This is a genomic window from Nonomuraea sp. WAC 01424, from assembly GCF_003947315.1.
Taxonomy (GTDB): Bacteria; Actinomycetota; Actinomycetes; order Streptosporangiales; family Streptosporangiaceae; genus Nonomuraea; species Nonomuraea spiralis.
The window spans coordinates 371,969-390,839 of record NZ_QHHZ01000005.1; the positions used below are offsets into that span (position 1 = coordinate 371,969).

General features: G+C 73.0%; 19 protein-coding genes. 14 read left to right on the top strand and 5 right to left on the bottom strand.

Translation table 11 applies throughout. The features are described from left to right. Nucleotides 1-120 precede the first annotated feature (120 nt). Together DMB42_RS16585 and DMB42_RS16590 are read left to right on the top strand one after the other, a co-directional pair. Nucleotides 121-1,368, top strand: a complete 1,248-nt coding sequence (locus DMB42_RS16585) for a sensor histidine kinase (protein ID WP_125635445.1) — start codon at nt 121-123, stop codon at nt 1,366-1,368. Next, complete coding sequence (locus tag DMB42_RS16590; protein WP_125635447.1) at nt 1,359-2,006, top strand: response regulator transcription factor; 648 nt, start codon at nt 1,359-1,361, stop codon at nt 2,004-2,006. Before DMB42_RS16585 ends, DMB42_RS16590 begins: the two co-directional genes overlap by 10 nt. A 114-nt stretch (nt 2,007-2,120) precedes the next feature. On the opposite strand, the gene mihF is transcribed toward DMB42_RS16590, so the two are convergent. From mihF to DMB42_RS16605, 3 genes are all read right to left on the bottom strand, one after another. Further along, nucleotides 2,121-2,426: an integration host factor, actinobacterial type gene (gene mihF, locus DMB42_RS16595; RefSeq protein ID WP_043641121.1), complete on the bottom strand. Its 306-nt coding sequence runs from the start codon at nt 2,424-2,426 to the stop codon at nt 2,121-2,123. Between the two features lie 101 nt (nt 2,427-2,527). After that, complete coding sequence (locus DMB42_RS16600) at nt 2,528-2,932, bottom strand: heme-binding protein (protein ID WP_125635449.1); 405 nt, start codon at nt 2,930-2,932, stop codon at nt 2,528-2,530. Nucleotides 2,933-3,057: 125 nt separating this feature from the next. Further along, nucleotides 3,058-4,287 carry an ROK family protein gene (locus DMB42_RS16605; RefSeq protein WP_125635451.1) on the bottom strand — a complete coding sequence of 410 codons (1,230 nt, stop codon included), beginning with the start codon at nt 4,285-4,287 and terminating at the stop codon, nt 3,058-3,060. Between the two features lie 65 nt (nt 4,288-4,352). Here DMB42_RS16605 and DMB42_RS16610 point away from each other — a divergent pair, with 65 nt between their 5' ends. The 11 genes from DMB42_RS16610 (at nt 4,353) to DMB42_RS16660 (ending at nt 15,471) form a co-directional block, all read left to right on the top strand. Further along, nucleotides 4,353-5,531, top strand: a complete 1,179-nt coding sequence (locus tag DMB42_RS16610) for an MFS transporter (protein ID WP_260477754.1) — start codon at nt 4,353-4,355, stop codon at nt 5,529-5,531. 239 nt (nt 5,532-5,770) lie between these two features. Beyond that, entirely contained in the window at nt 5,771-6,802 is a 1,032-nt protein-coding gene (locus tag DMB42_RS16615) for a LacI family DNA-binding transcriptional regulator (RefSeq protein ID WP_125635454.1), read from the top strand. After that, nucleotides 6,799-7,713 carry a carbohydrate ABC transporter permease gene (locus DMB42_RS16620; protein ID WP_221762184.1) on the top strand — a complete coding sequence of 305 codons (915 nt, stop codon included), beginning with the start codon at nt 6,799-6,801 and terminating at the stop codon, nt 7,711-7,713. Before DMB42_RS16615 ends, DMB42_RS16620 begins: the two co-directional genes overlap by 4 nt. After that, nucleotides 7,710-8,528 carry a carbohydrate ABC transporter permease gene (locus tag DMB42_RS16625; RefSeq protein ID WP_125635456.1) on the top strand — a complete coding sequence of 273 codons (819 nt, stop codon included), beginning with the start codon at nt 7,710-7,712 and terminating at the stop codon, nt 8,526-8,528. The genes DMB42_RS16620 and DMB42_RS16625 overlap by 4 nt, the downstream gene beginning before the upstream one ends. A 12-nt stretch (nt 8,529-8,540) precedes the next feature. Further along, the gene (locus DMB42_RS16630; RefSeq protein ID WP_125635458.1) at nt 8,541-9,890 is read left to right on the top strand and encodes a sugar ABC transporter substrate-binding protein; all 1,350 of its coding nucleotides are present in this window, start codon (nt 8,541-8,543) and stop codon (nt 9,888-9,890) included. A gap of 8 nt (nt 9,891-9,898) precedes the next feature. After that, the gene (locus DMB42_RS16635; RefSeq protein WP_125635460.1) at nt 9,899-10,852 is read left to right on the top strand and encodes an ADP-ribosylglycohydrolase family protein; all 954 of its coding nucleotides are present in this window, start codon (nt 9,899-9,901) and stop codon (nt 10,850-10,852) included. Nucleotides 10,853-10,858: 6 nt separating this feature from the next. Further along, the gene (locus DMB42_RS16640; RefSeq protein WP_125635462.1) at nt 10,859-11,818 is read left to right on the top strand and encodes an ADP-ribosylglycohydrolase family protein; all 960 of its coding nucleotides are present in this window, start codon (nt 10,859-10,861) and stop codon (nt 11,816-11,818) included. Further along, complete coding sequence (locus DMB42_RS16645) at nt 11,815-12,954, top strand: ADP-ribosylglycohydrolase family protein (protein ID WP_125635464.1); 1,140 nt, start codon at nt 11,815-11,817, stop codon at nt 12,952-12,954. Before DMB42_RS16640 ends, DMB42_RS16645 begins: the two co-directional genes overlap by 4 nt. After that, nucleotides 12,951-14,291, top strand: a complete 1,341-nt coding sequence (locus DMB42_RS16650) for an ADP-ribosylglycohydrolase family protein (RefSeq protein WP_125635466.1) — start codon at nt 12,951-12,953, stop codon at nt 14,289-14,291. Before DMB42_RS16645 ends, DMB42_RS16650 begins: the two co-directional genes overlap by 4 nt. Further along, nucleotides 14,288-15,181: a ribokinase gene (locus DMB42_RS16655; protein WP_125635468.1), complete on the top strand. Its 894-nt coding sequence runs from the start codon at nt 14,288-14,290 to the stop codon at nt 15,179-15,181. Before DMB42_RS16650 ends, DMB42_RS16655 begins: the two co-directional genes overlap by 4 nt. A gap of 59 nt (nt 15,182-15,240) precedes the next feature. Next, nucleotides 15,241-15,471 carry a hypothetical protein gene (locus tag DMB42_RS16660; RefSeq protein WP_125635470.1) on the top strand — a complete coding sequence of 77 codons (231 nt, stop codon included), beginning with the start codon at nt 15,241-15,243 and terminating at the stop codon, nt 15,469-15,471. Nucleotides 15,472-15,497: 26 nt separating this feature from the next. On the opposite strand, the gene DMB42_RS16665 is transcribed toward DMB42_RS16660, so the two are convergent. After that, a complete protein-coding gene (locus DMB42_RS16665) occupies nt 15,498-16,202 on the bottom strand; it encodes a FadR/GntR family transcriptional regulator (protein WP_125635472.1) in 705 nt (234 codons plus the stop codon). 168 nt (nt 16,203-16,370) lie between these two features. On the opposite strand from DMB42_RS16665, the gene DMB42_RS16670 reads away from it, so the two are divergent. After that, nucleotides 16,371-18,080, top strand: a complete 1,710-nt coding sequence (locus DMB42_RS16670; RefSeq protein ID WP_260477736.1) for a 2-isopropylmalate synthase — start codon at nt 16,371-16,373, stop codon at nt 18,078-18,080. Here DMB42_RS16670 and pyrF read toward each other — a convergent pair. Beyond that, a complete protein-coding gene (pyrF, locus tag DMB42_RS16675; RefSeq protein WP_125635474.1) occupies nt 18,061-18,867 on the bottom strand; it encodes an orotidine-5'-phosphate decarboxylase in 807 nt (268 codons plus the stop codon). The two genes, DMB42_RS16670 and pyrF, sit on opposite strands and share 20 nt — an antisense overlap. Nucleotides 18,868-18,871: the final 4 nt, after the last annotated feature.

An 18,871-nucleotide genomic window follows, 5' to 3' on the forward strand; every position in this document is an offset into this window, starting at 1 on the left:
TTGCCGCGGACCACCCTGTTGAGGTCAAGATCCCACCACCCCCGGGGGTAGGGCTGGCCCTACCTCCACATGCCTGCGTACCTGCTCGTCCCGCTCTGCCGGGGGACTTAGCCTGGCTGCATGCGCTCCCTCATGAGGCGTGTCCTCCTCGACACCCGCTACACGCTGGTCGGATTCCCGACGGCCGTCATCGGCTTCGTGCTCATGATCGCCGGTTTCGCCGCCGGGGTCGGCACCGCGGTGGTGTGGATCGGCGTGCCGCTGCTGGCCGGCACGCTCCTCGTCGCGCGGGGCTTCGCCGACGCCGAGCGCGGCTGGTTGTCGGACGTGCTCAAGAGGCCGCCCGTACGGCCGCGGTACCGTCCGGCGCCCGAGGGCGCGGGCCGCTTCCGCCGGATCGTGAACCCGCTGACCAACGGCCAGTCGTGGCTCGACCTGCTGCACGGCATCCTGAACTTCCCGTTCGCGATCCTGGCGTTCGTGCTGACCGTGGTGTTCTGGGCGATCCCGATCGCCGGGCTGACGTACCCGCTCTACGGCATCATCACCTCGCGCATCCCCGGCAACGTCGAGCTGCCCGAGCTGCTCGGGATCGGCACCGGCTACACGGTCAACGCGATCTTCTACGTCTCGCTCGGCCTGCTCTTCGCGCTGCTGATGCCGTTCATGGTGCGCGGGGCCGCGCTGGTCAGGGCCGGGCTCGGCCGGGCGCCGCTGACCGGCGTCGCCGAGCTCCAGGAGCGCATCGACGACCTGGCCGAGGGCCGCGCGGCGGCCGTCTCGGCCGAGGCCAACGCGCTGCGCAAGCTGGAGCGCGACATCCACGACGGCCCGCAGCAGCGCCTGGTCTCGCTGGCCATGGAGCTGTCCAGGGCGCAGCGGCAGCTCGCCAAGGACCCGCAGGCCGCCTCGGACACGATCAGCTCGGCGATCAGCGCCACCCGCGAGACGCTCGACGAGCTGCGCGCGCTCTCGCGCGGCATCGCGCCGCCCATCCTGTCCGACCGCGGCCTCGCGCCCGCCCTGGCCCCGCTCGCGGGCCGCTGCACGGTGCCGGTCGACCTCGACGTGCAGACCGTGGGCCGCTTCCAGGCGGCCGTCGAGAACGCGATCTACTTCGTCTGCGCCGAGACCCTCACGAACGTGGCCAAACACAGCCGCGCCACGATCTGCACCGTTCAGCTCGTTCGCATCGGTGACATCCTCATGCTCACGATCGGGGATGATGGGGTGGGCGGCGCACACGTCGCCAAGGGACACGGCCTGGCCGGTCTGGCCGACCGGCTCCGCGCCGTTGACGGGGAGCTCACCGTACGGTCGCCGGACGGCGGGCCGACAGTGATCGTGGCGGAGGTGCCGTGCGCGTAGTCGTGGCCGATGACGCGGTTCTGATCAGGGAGGGCCTGGTCAGGCTGCTGGAGGAGTTCGGCTGCGAGGTGGTCGCCACCGTGGGGGACGGCGACGCCCTCGTCAAGGCGGTCGTCGAGCACAGACCGGACGTGTCGGTGGTCGACGTGCGCATGCCGCCGTCGTTCACCGACGAGGGGCTCAGGGCGGCGGTCGAGGCCCGGAACAGGGTGCCCGGCGCCCCGGTGCTCATCCTGTCGCAGTACGTCGAGGTCTCCTACGCCGACGACCTGCTGGCCGATGCCCGCGGCGCGGTGGGTTACCTGCTGAAGGACCGGGTCGTCGACGTCGACGAGTTCCTGGAGGGTCTGCGGCGGGTGGCGGCGGGAGGCACCGTCTTCGATCCGCAGGTGGTGTCCCAGTTGATGGTGCGCAGACGCAAGGACGACCCGCTGGCGCAGCTCACGCCGCGCGAGCGCGAGGTGCTCGGGCTCATGGCCGAGGGCAGGTCGAACCCGGCCATCGGACGGCAGCTCGTGATCAGTGACGGCGCCGTGGAGAAGCACATCAGGAGCATCTTCAACAAGCTCGGCCTCTACGCCGAGGACAGCGACCAGCATCGCCGCGTGCTCGCCGTGCTGACGTATCTGAGGTCCTGACCCCTCGGCCGGGCCCGCCGGAGCGGCGTTCGCCGCTCTCCGGCCCCTCCTGGCCCACGAGGGGTCGCCGGCCGGTCCGCGCGGCGTCGCGCGCGGAGCCGGCCGCCCGGGTGTCTAGCCGAGCGCGTCGACCAGCTTCTTGCGCTGCTGGGCGCCCAGGCCGCCGAGACGGCGCTTCTCGTCGACGCCGGCCTCCTCCATCAGCGCGGTGGCCTTGGCCGGGCCGACGCCCTTGACGGCGCGCAGGGCCTGGGACACCTTGATCTTCTTGGCGATGTCGTCGTCACGCTCAAGGAGCTGGGCGAAGGTCAGCTCGCCCGCCTTGACCTTGGCGAGCAGGGCCGTACGGGCCGCGCGGGCCTCGGCCGCCTTCGCCAGAGCCGCCTGACGCTGCTCGGGGGTGAGAGTGGGAAGTGCCATCTCGTCTTCTCCTCGGGGAGTTGGGTTCGGGAAAGTGTTTCCCGTGGTGCAGTGGCTAATCATGGCGGATACCAGCGGTTCGTGTTGCGGAAAGCGCCCGCTCAACGTGTCCGCCACACCAGTGCGGCCGCTTCGGCGCACGCCACGTCCTGGGCGACCGTGCCTCCGCTGACCCCTACGCCGCCGACCACCCGTTCTCCCTCGCCGTAGTCCGCCCAGAGGGGGACACCCCCTCCGAAACAGACGTACCGGTCGCCCGCCAGACCGAACAGTTCCCCGCCCGGCGCCACCAGCGGGGCGAGCTCGGCGGTGGCCATGCGATGGGCCACCGAGGTGTACGCCTTGCCCGGCGCGAGCACCGGCCCCGCGATCTCCGCACCCGTCATACGCTGGAAAGACACCAGATGGCCGCCCTCGTCCACGACCGCCACGGAGATCAGCGCGCCCTCCCGGACGGCCTGCTTCAGGGCGGCCTCGGTCATGCGGAGCGCGAGTTCGAGATCCACGCGTACCCACTCCCGTTGATGATCTTGAGCGTGTCGGGCCCCTCCATGCGTACAGCGCCGGGGACGGGGGGTGCAAGATCGCCTGGTCGGCGCTCGGACGGCGGTGGATGTTGCAGGATTTTCCGCTAGAGCGTGTAATGCGTCACATTTCGTGATTCGGGCGTGTCGGCGCCCTGGTCGGGGCGGGTTTCGCGCCATCTCTCCAGCCCTTCGGGGGTGAGGAAGGCGTCGAAGACGGACTCCATGGCGCCCAGCAGCGCGCCGCGCCAGCCCAGGGCGCCGGCCTCGATCCGGGGCGGACGCTCACGGCGGATGGCCATCAGCGCGGACCCGCAGGACTCCGTCAGGACCTCGCCCGCGCGCTCCCACACCTCGGCGCCGAGCCCCGAGAGCGTGACGACCTCGGGATCGTGGGCGTTGACGAGGGCGGCGACGCCCAGGCCGAGCGCGCGGGCCCCGGCCTCGACCGCCTCCCGGCTGGTGGCCAGCACCTCCTCGGCCTGACGGCGGCCCCGCCCGCCTCCGTAGGCCAGGCCCACGTGGCGCAGCAGCGCGTTCGCGCCGACCTCCTGGCCCCAGCAGCCGGTCGCGCCGCACGCGCACGGCCGGTCGCCGCCGCCCAGCGGCATGTGGCCGAACTCCGCCCCCACGCCGCTCGCGCCGGCCAGCGGCCGGCCGTCCACGACGAGGACGCCGCCGAGGTCGAAGTCCACATGCAGGTGCAGGCCCACCCGTACGCCGCGCAGCCGTCCCCGCCGGGCCTCGGCCAGCGCGGCCAGGGCCGTGTCGTTGCCCACTGCGACCTGGTCCGGGCCGAGCCCGTGCGGAACGTCCGCCGATCCCAGACCGAGCAGCCGCGGTACGTCCACCGAGCGCCAGCCCAGGTGGGCGATGTCCACCAGCCCGTCGTGCCGTACCGGGCCGGCGAGGGCCACTCCGACGCCCACGACCCGCCGCGACAGGTGGCCGGCCACCGCCCGGCCCAGGGAGGCCAGGGCGTCTTCCGGGGTGCCGTCGTGCGGCCGGACCTCCAGCACGGTCGCCCGCCCGCCCAGCTCGCACGCCGCCAGCTCCCAGGCGTCCTCGCGCACGTCGGCGGCGAGGGCCAGGGGGCCCAGCGGATGGGGGCCGGGCACCTGCGTGGGACGTCCCCTGGCGTGGCCGGAGGCGGGCTCCTCGTGCAGCAGGGCGTCCTCGGCCAGGCCCGCGACGAGCACCGACGCCGTGCCTCTGGCGAGGTTCAGGTCGCGGGTGAGCTGCGATCTCGTCCGGGTCGCCGCGCAGTCGTGCACGGCGCGCAGCAACCGGACCCGGTTGTGCGCGCGGAGTTCGCCGCTGGTCGTAGCACTCTTCACAACTCTCAGTTTATGCTCTTGCCGTGAACAAAACCCTCATTGCTGCCAAACGTGCACGTGTCGGAGTGTTCGGACTTTTCACCCTCAGTGGATTCGTGATGGGCCTGTGGGCGGCCGGGCTGCCCTCGTTGAACGACCGGCTCGACCTCGGCGCGGCCAGGCTGGGCACCGTCCTGCTGCTGATCTCCAGCGGCGCGCTGGTGTCGATGCTGGTGGCCGGGCGGCTGGTGGACAGGTGGTCGAGCCGGCGGGTGTGCTGGATCGGCGGGCCGCTGTCGGGCCTGGCCCTGCTCGGGCCCGCGCTGGCCCCCTCGTACGCGTCGCTGATGGCGCTGGCACTGCTGTTCGGGATGGGCCTGGGGGTGACCGAGGTCGCCATCAACGCCCACTCCGTCGAGGTCGAGCGGGTCTACGGCCGTCCGATCATCTCGGCCTTCCACGGCACGTGGAGCCTCGGCGGGGCCGCCGGGGGCGCGCTGACGTCGCTCGTCCTGCGGTCCGGGCTCGACCCCCAGGCGCTGCTGGTGGCGGGGGCGCTCGTGGTCCCGTTCCTGTACTTCCCGGCCGTACGCGTGTTGCTGCCCGACGAGCTGCGGCAGCCCGAGGAGGAGGCCGAGGGCGGCACGGGCACCGGCTCGCTGAAGTGGGCGCTGATCGCGCTGCTCGGGGTGGCGGCCTTCGCCGGGCACCTGAGCGAGGGCGCCGCCATCGACTGGGCCGCGCTGCACGCCCGCTGGGTGCTGCACACCGACCCGGCCGCCGCGCCGCTCGCGTACACGATCTTCTCGGTCGCGATGACGACGATCCGCCTGCTCGGCGACCCGATCAGGGCCAGGCTCGGCTCGGTGCGCACGATCCAGCTCGCCGGCGGCTTCGCCACCCTCGGGTACGTCCTGGTGCTCGCCGCCCCGGTGTTCGACGGGCCGCTGAGCGTGGTGTGCGCGTGGACCGGCTGGGCGCTGGCCGGCGTGGGGCTGGCGACCGTCGTGCCGGTGTTGTTCAGCGCGGTCGGCGCGGCGGGCGGGCCGGTGGGCCGGGCCCTGGCCATGGTGACGGCGTTCGGCTACAGCGGGCTGCTGCTCGGCCCGGCGGTCCTCGGGTACGTGGCCGAGGCCACGAAGTCGTTGCCCGTGGCGCTGATCATCCCGGCCGTGCTGGCCGCCGTCGTCGCGCTGAGCGGCGCCCCGGCGATCCGCTCGCTCACCGCACGCCCGGCGCCGGTTCCCGCCGAGAACTCCGCCTAGCGATCACCTGTTCCGGAAGGCGGGAGCCGTGCCGGCGGCTCCCGCCTTCTCGCGTTCTCGACGCGGATCCGCGGAACGCGGCTTGCGGGCGAGCGGCCTCTCGTTGCCCGTATGCCCTCTGACCTGGCGTTATGGGATCGTGACTTGACCCCGAAGTTACGGCCCGGTTTCATGTGCGAAACACGGTAAACGTTTACAGGTCCTTTTCCGTAAACGTTTACGTTCTTGGAAGGACAGCCTTGGCCGACGGACCCACGATCACCACGATCGCCGAGCGCGCCGGTGTCTCGATCGCCTCCGTCTCGCGGGTCCTCAACGGCCTGCCGACCAGGCAGGAGACCGTGCGCAAGGTGATGGCCGCCGCCGACGAGCTGGGTTACGTGCGCAACGCCGTGGCCAGGTCGCTCAAGTCGCGGCGCACCCACCAGGTCGCCTTCGCCATGGCCGACGTCGGCAACCCCGCCTACCTGGCGATGTTGCGCCAGATCCAGCCCGTGCTCAAGGCGGCCGGCTACCGGCTCGTGCTGCACTCGACCGACGCCGTCGTGGCCGACGAGATCGACGTGCTGCACAGTCTCGGCGAGCGGTACGTGGACGGGCTGATCATGAGCCCGCTGCGGGTCACCGACGCCCACCTGCAGATGCTGGCCGCGGCCAGGGCGCCCGTCGTGATCATCGGCACGGTGCCCGAGGGCACGCCGGTGGACAACGTACGGGCCGACTCGCGTACCGGTGTCAGGCTCGCCGTCGACCACCTGCACTCGCTCGGACGCCGCCGCATCGCGCTGGTCAACGGCCCGCCCGACACCTGGCCGGGCGCCTCGCGGGGCGCCGCCTACCGGGAGGCGCTGGAGCAGCTCGGACTGCCCTACGACGACGATCTCGTCCAGATAGGCGACTTCTACCGCGCGCAAGGGGGCCGCGCGGTGGCCGAGCTGCTGGAACGGGCACCCGACGTGGACGCGCTGATGTGCGCCAACGACCTGATCGCGCGCGGCGCGCTGGACGTGCTGCGCGCGGCCGGGCGCCGGGTGCCCGACGACGTGGCGGTGGTCGGCATGGACGACACCGACCTGGCCGCCGCGTCCTGGCCGTCGTTGTCGAGCGTCTCGCTCGGCTCGGCCGAGCGCGGCAAGGCCGCCGCCGAGCTGCTGCTCGACCGGCTGGCCAGGCGCGACGCCGCGCCGCGCGTGATCACCGTGCCGCCGCGCCTGGTGGTGCGGGCCTCGACGGCGGGCGAGACCTACGGACATGAGGGAGGCAGGACGTGACCGCGACCGTGACGGCGACGGCACCGCCCCGGCGCCCGCCTTCCCGGCGGCGCCCGAAATCGCGCAGGAACCGCGAGATGTGGCTGCTCATGCTGCCCGCGCTGGTTCCCGTCGCGCTGTTCAGCATCGGCCCGCTCCTGTACGGCATCGGCCTGGCCTTCACCGACGCCCGCAACACGCGCAACCACGAGACCAGCTTCGTCGGCCTGGAGAACTTCGGCCGGCTGCTGACCGACGGCGACTTCTGGGCCTCGTTCAGGATCGGCGCGATCTGGGCGGTCTCGGTGACCGTGCTGCAGTTCCTGGCCGCGCTCGGCCTGGCCGTGCTGCTCAACCAGAACCTGCGTTTCAGGACCGTGGCCCGGGTGCTCTCGGTCGTGCCATGGGCGATGCCGCCGGTGGTCGTCGGCCTGATGTGGAAGCTCGTCTACCACCCCGACGCCGGCATCCTGAACAGCCTGCTCGGCACGCACATCAACTGGCTGGCCGACTTCTCGCTCGCGCTGCCCGCGATCATCGTGGTCGGCATCTGGACCGGCATGCCGCAGACCACCGTGGTCCTGCTCGCCGGCCTCCAGGGCATCCCGAGGGAGCTGTACGAGGCCGGCGAGGTCGACGGCGCGAGCCGGTGGCGGCGGTTCTGGAGCATCACGCTCCCGCAGCTGCGGCCGGTCATCGTGTCGATCACCTCGCTCGACTTCGTGTGGAACATCAACCAGTTCGGCCTGGTCTACGTGCTCACCCAGGGCGGGCCCGGCGGCCAGACCCGGCTGCCCATGCTGTTCGCCTACGAGGAGGCGTTCCGCTACCGGATGGCCGGTTACGCCTCGATGCTCGGCCTGGCCATGGCGATCGTCGTGCTCACGGTGCTCGGCCTGTACCTGTGGCGCCAGATGAGGGAGACCCGATGAGACGCGCCCCGCAGTACGTCGCGCTGGTCGCGTACATCGTCTTCCTGGCGTTCCCGCTGTTCTGGTTGTTGTCGACCGCGCTGAAGACGCCCCAGGAGATGGCCCTGGCGGACCCGACGTGGATCCCGCGCGAGCCGACCCTGGCCAACTTCGCCGACGCCTTCGGCGAGCAGGACCTGCTCGGCGCGGCCGGCCGCAGCCTGGTCGTGGCGCTGTTCAGCAGCGTGATCACGGTGCTGATCTCGTTGCCGGCCTCGTACGCGATGGCCCGCTACCGCAGCCTGCTCAACAAGGTCGCGATCGGGTGGGTGCTGGTCAGCCAGGTGTTCCCGTTCATCCTGATCATCATCCCGCTCTTCATGATCCTGCGGGACCTGGAGCTGGTGAACACCCTGCCGGGGCTCGTCGTCGTGCACGTGACGTTCACGCTGCCGTTCGCGTTGTGGATGCTCCAGGGCTACGTGCGGGCCGTGCCGCGCGAGCTGGAGGAGGCCGCGGCCGTGGACGGCGCGACCCGGCTGCGCTCGATCGCCAGCGTGGTGGCCCCGCTGCTCGCGCCCGGCGTGGTGGCCACGCTGCTGTTCTCTTTCATCTCGTCGTGGAACGAGTTCCTGTTCGCGCTCGTGATCCTCCAGGACCCCGACGTGATGACACTCCCGCTCACGCTGGTGCGGTTCACCGGCCCCGAGGGGGTGGCCAGGCTCGGCCCGCTGGCCGCGGCGTCGCTCATGGCGACGATCCCGAGTCTGATCTTCTTCGCAATCATTCAGCGGCGACTGAAGTCCGGCCTGATGGCCGGCGCCGTGAAGGGCTAGTAGGAGGCTCATATGCGAATCAAGTCCGCATTGGCGGCGGCGGCCGTCGTCGCGTTCGCCGCCGCGTGTGGCAGCGGAGGAGGAGGCGGTGGAGAGGCCGCCTCGTCCGACGAGCCGGTGAAGCTCAACTTCCTCAGCCTGGCCTGGCAGAAGGAGTCCGTCGCGGCCAACAACCAGCTCGTCGACGAGTGGAACAAGGCCAACCCGAAGATCCAGGTCACCTACGTGCAGGGGAGCTGGGACAACGTCAACGACCAGCTCGTCACCCAGTTCGCCGGCGGCACCGCGCCCGACGTGATCCACAACGACTCGCCGGCCCTGGCCGGGTTCGCCTCCGACGGCTACCTGCTCGACCTGACGAGCAAGCTGCCCGCCGAGCTCAAGAGCGACATCCCGCAGTCGGCGTGGGACACCGTCACCTTCAACGGCGGCAAGGGCGAGCAGGGGATCTACGGCGTGCCGTTCCTGCAGGAGTCGCAGGTCATCATCGCCAACAAGAAGCTCCTGGACGCCGCCAAGGTGCGCATCCCGACCCCGGACAACCCGTGGACCTGGGACGAGTTCTCCGCGGCCGCCAAGAAGATGACCACGGGCAACCCGGGGGCCTCGAAAGAGGCCTCCGGGGCCGCCATGAGCGGCACGTACGGCGTGGCCTGGCCGATGAAGTCGCCGGTCAACAAGTCGCTCAACCTGGCGCTCAACTTCGGCGGCACGTTCTTCCAGACCACCGACGGCAAGACCACGGTCAAGGTCGGCCCGGAGGAGCGTGAGGTGCTGCAGCGCATCCACGACCAGCTCTACAAGGACAAGTCCGCCGACCCGGCCGCGCTCGGCCAGGGCACCGCCGACCCGCTGCCCGCCTTCTACAAGGGCAAGTTCGCGCTGCTCCCGGCCGGCGTCTACCTGCGCCAGCAGGTCGTCGAGCAGGCCCCCGAGGGCTTCGAGTGGGTGACGCTGCCCGCGCCGAAGGGCACCAGCGCCCAGCAGGGCGCGGTCTCGCAGACGTTGTCGATCGCCCAGGACAGCAAGCACGCCGACGAGGCGATGAAGTTCATGTCGTTCTTCCTCAACGGCGCCAACCAGGCCAAGCTCGCCAAGGGCGACTGGCTGCTGCCGACCTCGCAGACCGCCGCCGCCGACCCGGCGATGACCACTCAGGAGAACGGCTGGGACGTCGCGACCGCCTCCGCCAAGAACCTGGTCGTGGCCCCGTTCCTCAAGGTGAACGGCTTCGACGAGTGGAAGAGCAAGGTCGCCACGCCGGTCCTCCAGGAGTACTTCGCCAATAAGATCACCATCGACGACGCGGCCAAGCGGCTCGTCGAGGACGGCAACAAGGTCTTGGAGCGGTACCAGCAGTGACTCATCGCATGAGGGCCCGAGGGAGCCTGCTCGGCCTCGCGGCCGGCGACGCCCTCGGGGCCCCGGCCGAGAACCTGTCGCCGTCGGAGATCCGGCGGCGGTGGGGCCGCCTCACCGAGGTCGAGGGCGGCGGCACCGACGACACCGAGTACGCCATCTTCGCCGCCTCGCTCCTGGTACGCCACGGGCACGCCCTGACCTCGGCCGACGTGGCCCAGGCGTACCGGCGGGAGATCATCCCGTCGGTGACCGGGCCCATGCGCGGCGCGGGCTTCTCCGAACTGGGCACCATCGAAGCGCTCCGCCGCGGGCTGGAACCGCCGCTGACCGGGCGGGTGCACCAGCACGGCTGGTCCGACGGGCTGGCCATGCGGGCGGCGCCGTACGGGATCTTCTGCCCCGGTGACCCCGCCGAGGCGGCCCGCCTGATCGAGCAGGACGGGCTGGTCAGCGGGTCGGGCGAGGGCATACTCGGCGGCCGGGCGGTCGCCGGGGCCGTGGCCGCCGCCATGGCGGGCGCGACGCCCGGCGAGGCGGTGGAGGCCGCGCTGTCGGTGATCCCCGCCGACTCGTGGACGGCCCGCGCCGTCGTCCGGGCGCGCGACGTGGTCGCCGAGGGCACGGCCGACGAGCTCGCCCTCGTCGAGGCGCTGCACGAGGCCGTCGTCGTCCGGCACTACCCGTGGACCGACCTCGCGCCCGAGGCCGTCGCGCTGGCCCTGGCCGCCGTCCTGGCGGGCGGCGGCGACGTGGAGACGACGGTGACGTTCGGGGTCAGCCTGGGCAGGGACGCCGACACGATCGGCGCCATCGCCGGCTCGGTCGCCGGAGCCGTCCAGGGTGAGGAAGGCGTGCCCGCGCGCTGGGCCGCCCGGATCGGCCCGGTGAGCGGGAAATGCCTGCCCGTCGTGGCCGGAAGACATGTGCTGGACGTCGCCGACGAACTGGCGGAAGGACTGTAGATCATCATGTCGGGGGACAGAATCAGGGGGGCCTTCATCGGGCTCGCCGTGGGCGACGCCGCCGGCTGGCCCGCGGCCAGGCACCGCGCCGCCCTGCACGCGCCCTGGAGCCGGCGCCTGCACCGTGAGCTGGACGCCTTCGCCGAGGAGCACCGCGTCACCACGCTGCCGGTGCCGTTCGCGCTCAACCAGCCGGTCGCGCCGCTGGCCGTCGGGCCGTCCGACGACGCCGAATGGCTGGCCTGGACGCTGCTGACGATCGACCGGCCGCGGGCCGAGGCGTTCCGTGAGCTGACCGGCGTCCGGGCCCGCATCTCGGTGGCCACGGCGCTGGACAACCTGGCCAAAGGCGTCGAGCCACCGGCCTCGGGGCACGACAACCCGCACCACTTCGACGACGCCGCCGCCGTACGGGCGGTCGCGTTCGGGGCCCTGGGGAGGGACCCCACGGCCGACGCCGAGGTGACCAACGCGGGCGACGGCGTGCTCGGCGCCCAGGCCATGGCCGCGGCCGTGGCCGCGGCGGTCGCGTCGGGGTCGGTGCGCGAGGCCGTGGAGGCGGCGCTCGCCGTCCTGCCCGAGGACACCGCCATCGGGCACAACGCCCGGGTGGCTCTGGCGGCGGCGCGGCAGGCGGGCGACGCGTTCGGCGCGGTGCCCGCGCTGGACGCCGCGCTGCTCGACCACGTCTACAGCTACGGCGTGGGCGCCGCGCAGACGGTGCCCGTCGCCCTGGCGCTGGCCGAGGCGGCGGAGGGCGACCTGGCCCGCGCCGTCCCGGCCGCCGCCTGCCTGTCCGCGCTGGCCGACTCGGCGCCCGCGCTGACCGGCGCGCTGGCGGGGGCCGCCAGTGGGTACGGCGCGATCCCGGAGGGGTGGCTCGCGCCGGCCCGCGCGCTGGCGGGCTGCTGCCTGCCGTCGCTGGCGGGCAAGGATCTCATCGAACTGACGAAAGGAATCGCATGACGCCGCTTGAGGACAGGGCCACTGGCTGCGTGGCGGGGGCGGCGGTCGGGGACGCGCTCGGCGGCGCCACCGAGGGCTGGACTCCTGAACAGATCGTGGAACGGTACGGCGGCCGGGTCGAGGGCATCGTGCCGCCGTACAACGAGGACTGGCGCAACGCCCGGCCGATCGCGCCGTACCACAAGGGCGACGGGCACATCACCGACGACACCCTCATGACGCACGCCCTGATCCGCGTGTACGAGAAGACCGGGGGGCACCTGGGCGCGTACGCGATGGCCGACCACCTCGTGCCCGAGCTCATGGGGCAGCGGCAGTGGATCCCCGAGCTGGAGGCCGACGCGCTGCCGCTGCAGCGGATCTTCCTGGCCGAGAAGTGGATCGTGGCCCGCCTCCACTACGGGCACGTCGACCCGCGCGAGGCCGGCGTCGGCAACATCGTCAACTGCGGCGCGGCCATGTACGTCGCGCCCGTCGGCATCGTCAACGCCGCCGACCCCGACGCCGCCTACGCCGAGGCCGTGGACCTGACCGGGGCTCACCAGTCCAGCTACGGCCGCGAGGCCGCCGGGGTGATGGCCGCCGCCGTCGCCGAGGCCATGCGGCCGGGCGCCACCGTCGACTCCGTGGTCGCCGCCTGCCTGCGCCTGGCCAAGGACGGCACCCACGCCGCCATCGAGGCGGTGTGCGAGGCCGCCGCCGGGGTCGGCCACTGGGAGGGCTCGTTCGAGACGCTGCGCGCGGCTGTACGGCCCTTCGACACGGTCGCCGACACCTACCGCGACCAGGGCCTCGGCGCGCGCCGGCCGAGCCGGGTGCACAGCATCGAGGAACTGCCGCTCGCCCTGGGGTTCCTGGTGGCGGCCAAGGGCGACTTCCGCGACACCGTGCTCGGCGGCGTGAACTACGGCCGCGACGCCGACTCGATCGCCTCCATGGGCGGAGCGATCGCGGGCGCCCTCGGGGGGCTGTCCGCGGTGCCCGCCGAGTGGATCGAGCAGGTGGGGGCGGCCAGCCGTACCGACCTGGTGGCGCCCGGCCTGGCCATCGCCGAGGTGGCGCGCGGGGTGCACGCCGCCGACCTGGCGCGGCGGCGCGCCCACGAGGCCGGCTTCGCCGAGCTGGACGCACGATGATCAGGCTCACCTGGGTCCAGCCGGAGGACCTGGTGGGCCACGAGCTGCGCCAGGCCGGCGAGGACGGCAGGGGCGACCTGCCGCAGGTGGCCGAGATCACCGCGCGCTGGCACGCGGCGGGCGGCCACGACGCGCCGCCCCGCGCGGGCGCCTCGGAGGCCGCCGCCGCCCGGCTGCGGCCCCTGGCCGAGAGCCTGCTGGACGAGCTGGCCGCGATCCCCTCGCCGCTGGCGGAGCCCTCCGACCTGGACGCCATCGTCGCCGCCTGCCCCGGCTGGCCGTCGGCACGGACGGCCGCGAAGGCGGACCCGGCCCGCCTGCTGGGCGCCTGGCAGGGACGGGCGGCCGGGTGCGTGCTGGGCAAGCCGGTGGAGAAGATCCCGCGCGAGGGCATCAGGCAGATCGCCGAGGCCACCGGCAACTGGCCCGTCACCGGCTGGTTCACCGCGAAGGGCCTGCCGGACGACATCGCGCGCCGCTGGCCGTGGAACCGGCGCAGCGCCGTCAACTCCCTCGCCGAGAACATCGACGGCATCCCCGAGGACGACGACCTCAACTACCCGCTGCTGGCCCTGTCCGTCCTGGAGCGCCACGGCCGCGGCTTCACCACCGAGGACGTCGCCAAGCTGTGGCTGGACGAGCTCCCGGCCGGCCGTACGTTCACCGCCGAGCGGGTCGCCTACCGCAACCTGCTCGACGGGTACGAGCCCCCGGAGACGGCCACCCGCAGGAACCCGTTCCGCGAGTGGATCGGCGCCCTGATCAGGACCGACGTCTACGGCTGGGCCAACCCCGGCGACCCGGCGACGGCCGCCGAACTGGCCTGGCGCGACGCCCGGCTCACCCACACGGCCAACGGGATCTACGGCGCGATGTTCGTCGCGGCCATGTGCGCCGCCTCCCTGGTCGCCGGCTCGGCGGAGGAGGTCGTCGAGGCGGGCCTGTCGGTCGTGCCGAGCGGTTCGCGCCTGCACGAGGCGGTCCGCCTGGCCGCCGCCGACGCCGCCCGCGAGCCGGACTTCGAGCGTGTCATCGACCTGCTGCACCGGCGTCATGGCACGCTGCACTGGGTGCACACGATCAACAACGCCGCTCTCGTCGCCGCCACCCTGATCCACGGCCGGGGCGACTTCACCGCCACGATCGCGGGCGCGGTCGCCGGCGGCTGGGACACCGACTCGGCCGGAGCCACGGCGGGGTCCGTCGCGGGCGCGCTGAACGGCGGCGTGCCGGACCGCTGGCTCATGCGCGACAGCCTGGCCAGCAGCCTGACCGGCTTCGACGGGGTGGGGCTCGGCGAACTGGCCCGGCGTACTCAGGAGATGATGGCGTCATGATCTCGGTTTTCGGCAGCGCGAACATGGACCTCGTCGCGTACGTATCTGAAGCCCCCAAACGGGGTGAGACGGTCACCGGTCACCGGTTCCGTACCGTGCCCGGCGGCAAGGGCGCCAACCAGGCCATCGCCGCGGCCCGCGCCGGTGCGCAGGTGGCCTTCCTCGGCGCGGTCGGCGACGACGGCTTCGGGGCGGAGATGCGTTCGACCCTGGCCGAGGCCGGGGTGGACGTGCACGGCCTGCGCCAGGTGCCCGGCCCGAGCGGCATCGCGCACATCGTGGTCGACGACGCCGGAGGCAACTCGATCATCGTCGTGCCCGGCGCGAACGGCACCGTGACCGGCCCGTCCGGCGGCGACCTGGCCACGATCGCCGGCTCGCAGGCCCTGCTGCTCCAGCTCGAACTGCCCATGGAGGCCGTCGTGGCCGCCGCCCAGGCGGCCCGCGTCTCGGGGGTGCCCGCCGTCCTCACGCCGGCGCCCGCCCAGCCGCTGCCCGACGAGCTGCTCGACGCGGTCACGATGATCGTCCCGAACGAGCACGAGGCCGCCGACATCACCGGCCACGACGACCCCGACGCCGCGATCGACGCGCTGCTCGAACGGGTCGAGGAGGCCGTCATCACGCTCGGCTCGCGCGGCGCGCTCTACGGCGCGCGCTCGGGCGAGCGGCTGCGGGTGCCCGCGATCACCGTGAAGGCGGTGGACACCACGGCCGCCGGTGGCGCGCTCGGCGGCGCGCTGGCGGTGGCGCGGGCCGAGGGGACGCCGCCGGACGACGCGCTGCGCTTCGCCTCGATGGCGGCGGCGCTGTCCGTGCAGCGGGCGGGCGCCAGCACGTCGATGCCGTTCAGGGGCGAGATCGAGGACGCGCTGCGGGAGCTGCCCTAGCCCGTCCCTTGACGTCCGGACGGGCGTCAAGGGAGGCCGGGACGGGCAGGCTGGGGGCCATGAGCGACAAACCCGAGGAGCCGCCCGAGGAGCTGCCCGAGACGGTGAGGGGCGTGGACGGGGAGAGCGACGTCGTCGCCGAACGCTCCGCCTCGGGCACGCCCAGAGCCCGCCGCCCGGTCTCCGCCGACCGGCCCGAGAAGCAGCAGGACCCCGACCCCGCCGACACGGACGACGAGCACACGGCCCCCGGCACCGTCGTCCGCCCCGACGCCGGCCCCACCGGCTGACCCACCGGCCCCGGGCCGCACCGCCGTCAGCGGGAGCCGGGGGCGCCGTCGTGCAGGTGGGCGAGTGTCTGGTCCAGCTCGGCCTGAAGGAGGTCGCTGGCCGCCCGCGCGTCACCGTCGCGGACCGCCGCCACCAGCGCGGCGTGCGTGTCGTGCCCCGGGGTGCGGTCGTGCTCGCGCAGCCCCAGCAGCTCCACCATGTCGATCAGCTTCTCCCGCAACGCCGGAGCGAACTCGGCGAACAGGTCCGTGAGCACCGGGTTGCCCGCCGCCGCCACGATCGCCGCGTGCAGCGCGATGTCGGCGTCCACGAACGCCGCGTCGTCCGCCGGCCCGGCTCGCTCGCGGGCCTGGAGCGCCGCCTCCATCGCCGCCACGTCCTCGTCCGTACGCCGCGCCGCCGCCAGTCGGGCCGCCTGCGTCTCGACCATCATGCGCACCTCGTAGACGTCGCTGATCGCGGCCCGCCGCAGCCGCGTGGCCCAGTCCTGGACCGGCTCACTGGCGATCACGAACACGCCCGAACCCTGACGCGCCTGCACTAGCCCCGCCCCGGCCAGCGCCCGCAGCGCCTCGCGGACCGTGGAACGGCCCACCCCGAGCGTCTTGGCCAGCGCGTTCTCGCCCGGCAGACGGGTGCCGACCGGCCAGTGGCCCCCGGTGATCTGCTCGCGCAGATGCTGGACGGCCTGGTCGACCAGGGGGCTGGGACGAAGGGCGCCGAGCGGCATGCGTACCTCTCAGGTTGTCTGAGGACCTGTGTTGTGGTTAGTGTAGCCGCCATGTCGTCGTACGGTCTCCTTCTTCTCGGCCGCCGCGGCGGGGCCTGACCGGACCGGCACCCCGCCGCGGCGTGCGAGGTGCTGCCGGTCGACCCGACCACCGAGAAGGAACCCGACATGTACGCATGGAACCGGCAACGCCCGAGCGTGATGCCCCACCACCGCTACCGGCCCGCCCACGAGCGGGTCGAGGTGCCGCGGACCGGCGAACGCGCCTGGCCCTCGCGCCGCATCACCCGCGCCCCCCTCTGGGTCCCCGTGGACCTGCGCGACGGCAACCAGGCGCTGGCCGAGCCGATGGACCCGGCGCGCAAACGCCGCCTGTTCGACCTCCAGGTGCGGATGGGCTTCAAGGAGATCGAGGTCGGCTACCCCTCGGCCAGCAGGCTCGACTTCGACTTCCTCAGGGAGCTGGCCGAGCCCGGCGTCGTGCTCGGCGACGTGACCGTGGTGGCCTTCACCGCCGCCCGGAGCGACCTGATCGAGCGCACCTTCGAGTCGATCAGGGGCCTGCCCGACGTCGTCGTGCACCTCTACACCGCGACCGCCCCCACCTGGCGCAACGTGGTCCTCGGCCACGACCGGGACGACCTGCGCAAGCTCATCCTGGACGCGGCCGGCCAGGTGGCCCGCCTGGCCGAGGACCTGCCAGTGCGCTTCGAGTTCTCGCCCGAGGTGTTCAACCTCACCGAGCCCGACTACGTGCTGGAGGTCTGCAACGACCTGACCGCCCTCTGGGACGCCTCCCCGGACCGCCCGGTGATCCACAACCTCCCGGCGACCGTCGAGATCTCCACCCCCAACGTGTACGCCGACCAGATCGAGTACATGCACCGCCACCTCGACCGCCGCGACTCGGTGATCCTGTCGGTGCACCCGCACAACGACCGCGGCACCGGCGTGGCCTGCGCCGAGCTGGCCGTGCTGGCCGGGGCGCAGCGGGTGGAGGGCTGCCTGTTCGGCAACGGGGAGCGCACCGGCAACGTCGACCTGGTCACGCTCGCGCTCAACCTGCACTCCCAGGGCGTCGACCCGATGCTCGACCTGTCCGACATCGACGGGATCAGGCGGGTCGTCGAGCACTGCAACCGCCTGCCCGTCCCCGACCGCCACCCCTACGCCGGCGACCTGGTCTACACCGCCTTCTCCGGCTCCCACCAGGACGCCATCGGCAAGGGCCTGGCCCACCACGCCGCGCGGGCCGCCGAGCTGGGCGTGCCGCCGGAGCGGGCGCCGTGGGAGGTGCCGTACCTGCCCATCGACCCGGCCGACGTGGGGCGCGACTACCAGGCGGTCATCCGGGTCAACAGCCAGTCGGGCAAGGGCGGCATCGCGTACCTGCTGGGGGCCCGCCACGGCCTCGACCTGCCGCGCCGCCTGCAGATCGACTTCTCGGCGGTGGTCCAGCGGGCCACGGACGACAGCGGCGCGGAGATCACCGCCGAGTCGCTGTGGGAGCTCTTCCACGCCACCTACATCGCACCGGGCGAGCGCGGCGGGTTCGCCTCGTGGCGCACGGCCGAGACCGCGCCGGGGGCACACGAGTTCGAGGGCGTGCTGGAGTCGGGGCGGGTGCTGCGCGGCACCGGCAACGGGCCGCTGTCCGCGCTGGCCGCCGCGCTCGCCGGGGACGGCGTCGAGGTCGACGTCCTGCACTACGCCGAGCACGCGATGGACGAGGGCACGGGCAGCAACGCCGTCGCGTACGTGGAGGCGAAAGTGGGCGGCGTGACCGGCTGGGGCGCGGGTCAGGACACCTCCGTGCTCACCGCGTCGGTGCGCGCGGTGCTGGCCGCCGTCAACCGCCTCAGTCCGTCAGGTACGTGACGCATTCGTCCCGGTAACGCATGGTCATCGACCGCAGCCGCTTCGGGTCGGCCAGGACGGCCCGGGAGACCGACGGCACGACGGAGCCGCGTACCGGGGCGAACAGCCGGGCCAGGTCGGCGGGGGAGGCGCCCTGCGCGCCGAGCCCGGGAGCCAGGATCGGGCCGTTGAGACCGGCCAGGGAGTGGTCGAGCGTGGGCAGCGTGGCCCCCATGACCACTCCCACCGGCCCGAACGGCCGATGGCCCGCGTTCGCCGCGGCGGCCCCGGCGATCACCAGGTCGGCCACCCGCTGCTGCAGGCCGGCCGCCGCCGGGTTGGAGGTGCGGGCCAGCACGAACACGCCGGCGTCGTTGGCCACCGCCGAGGTGATCGCCACCTCCAGCGAGCCGAACCCCAGGTAGGGGCTCAACGTCACCGCGTCGGCGGCCAGCGGGCTGCCCCGGTCGAGGTAGGCCTCGGCGTAGGCGGCCATCGTGGTGTCGACGTCGCCGCGCTTGACGTCGAGCAGCACCAGCGTGCCGGCCTCGCGAAGATCGGCGATGGTGCGTTCCAGGACGGCGACGCCGCGGCTGCCCCAGCGCTCGTAGAAGGCCGACTGCGGCTTGACCACGGCGGCCACGTCGCAGATCGTGTCGACCACCGTGCGGCTGAAGTGCTCAAGGCCGCTCGGTGAGTCGTCGAGGCCCCAGGCGTCGAGCAGCGCCGGGCTCGGATCGATGCCCACACAGAGCGGGCCGAATTTGTCGAGCCTGCCACGCAGGCGTGTGCCGAACGAGTCGTTCATGTAG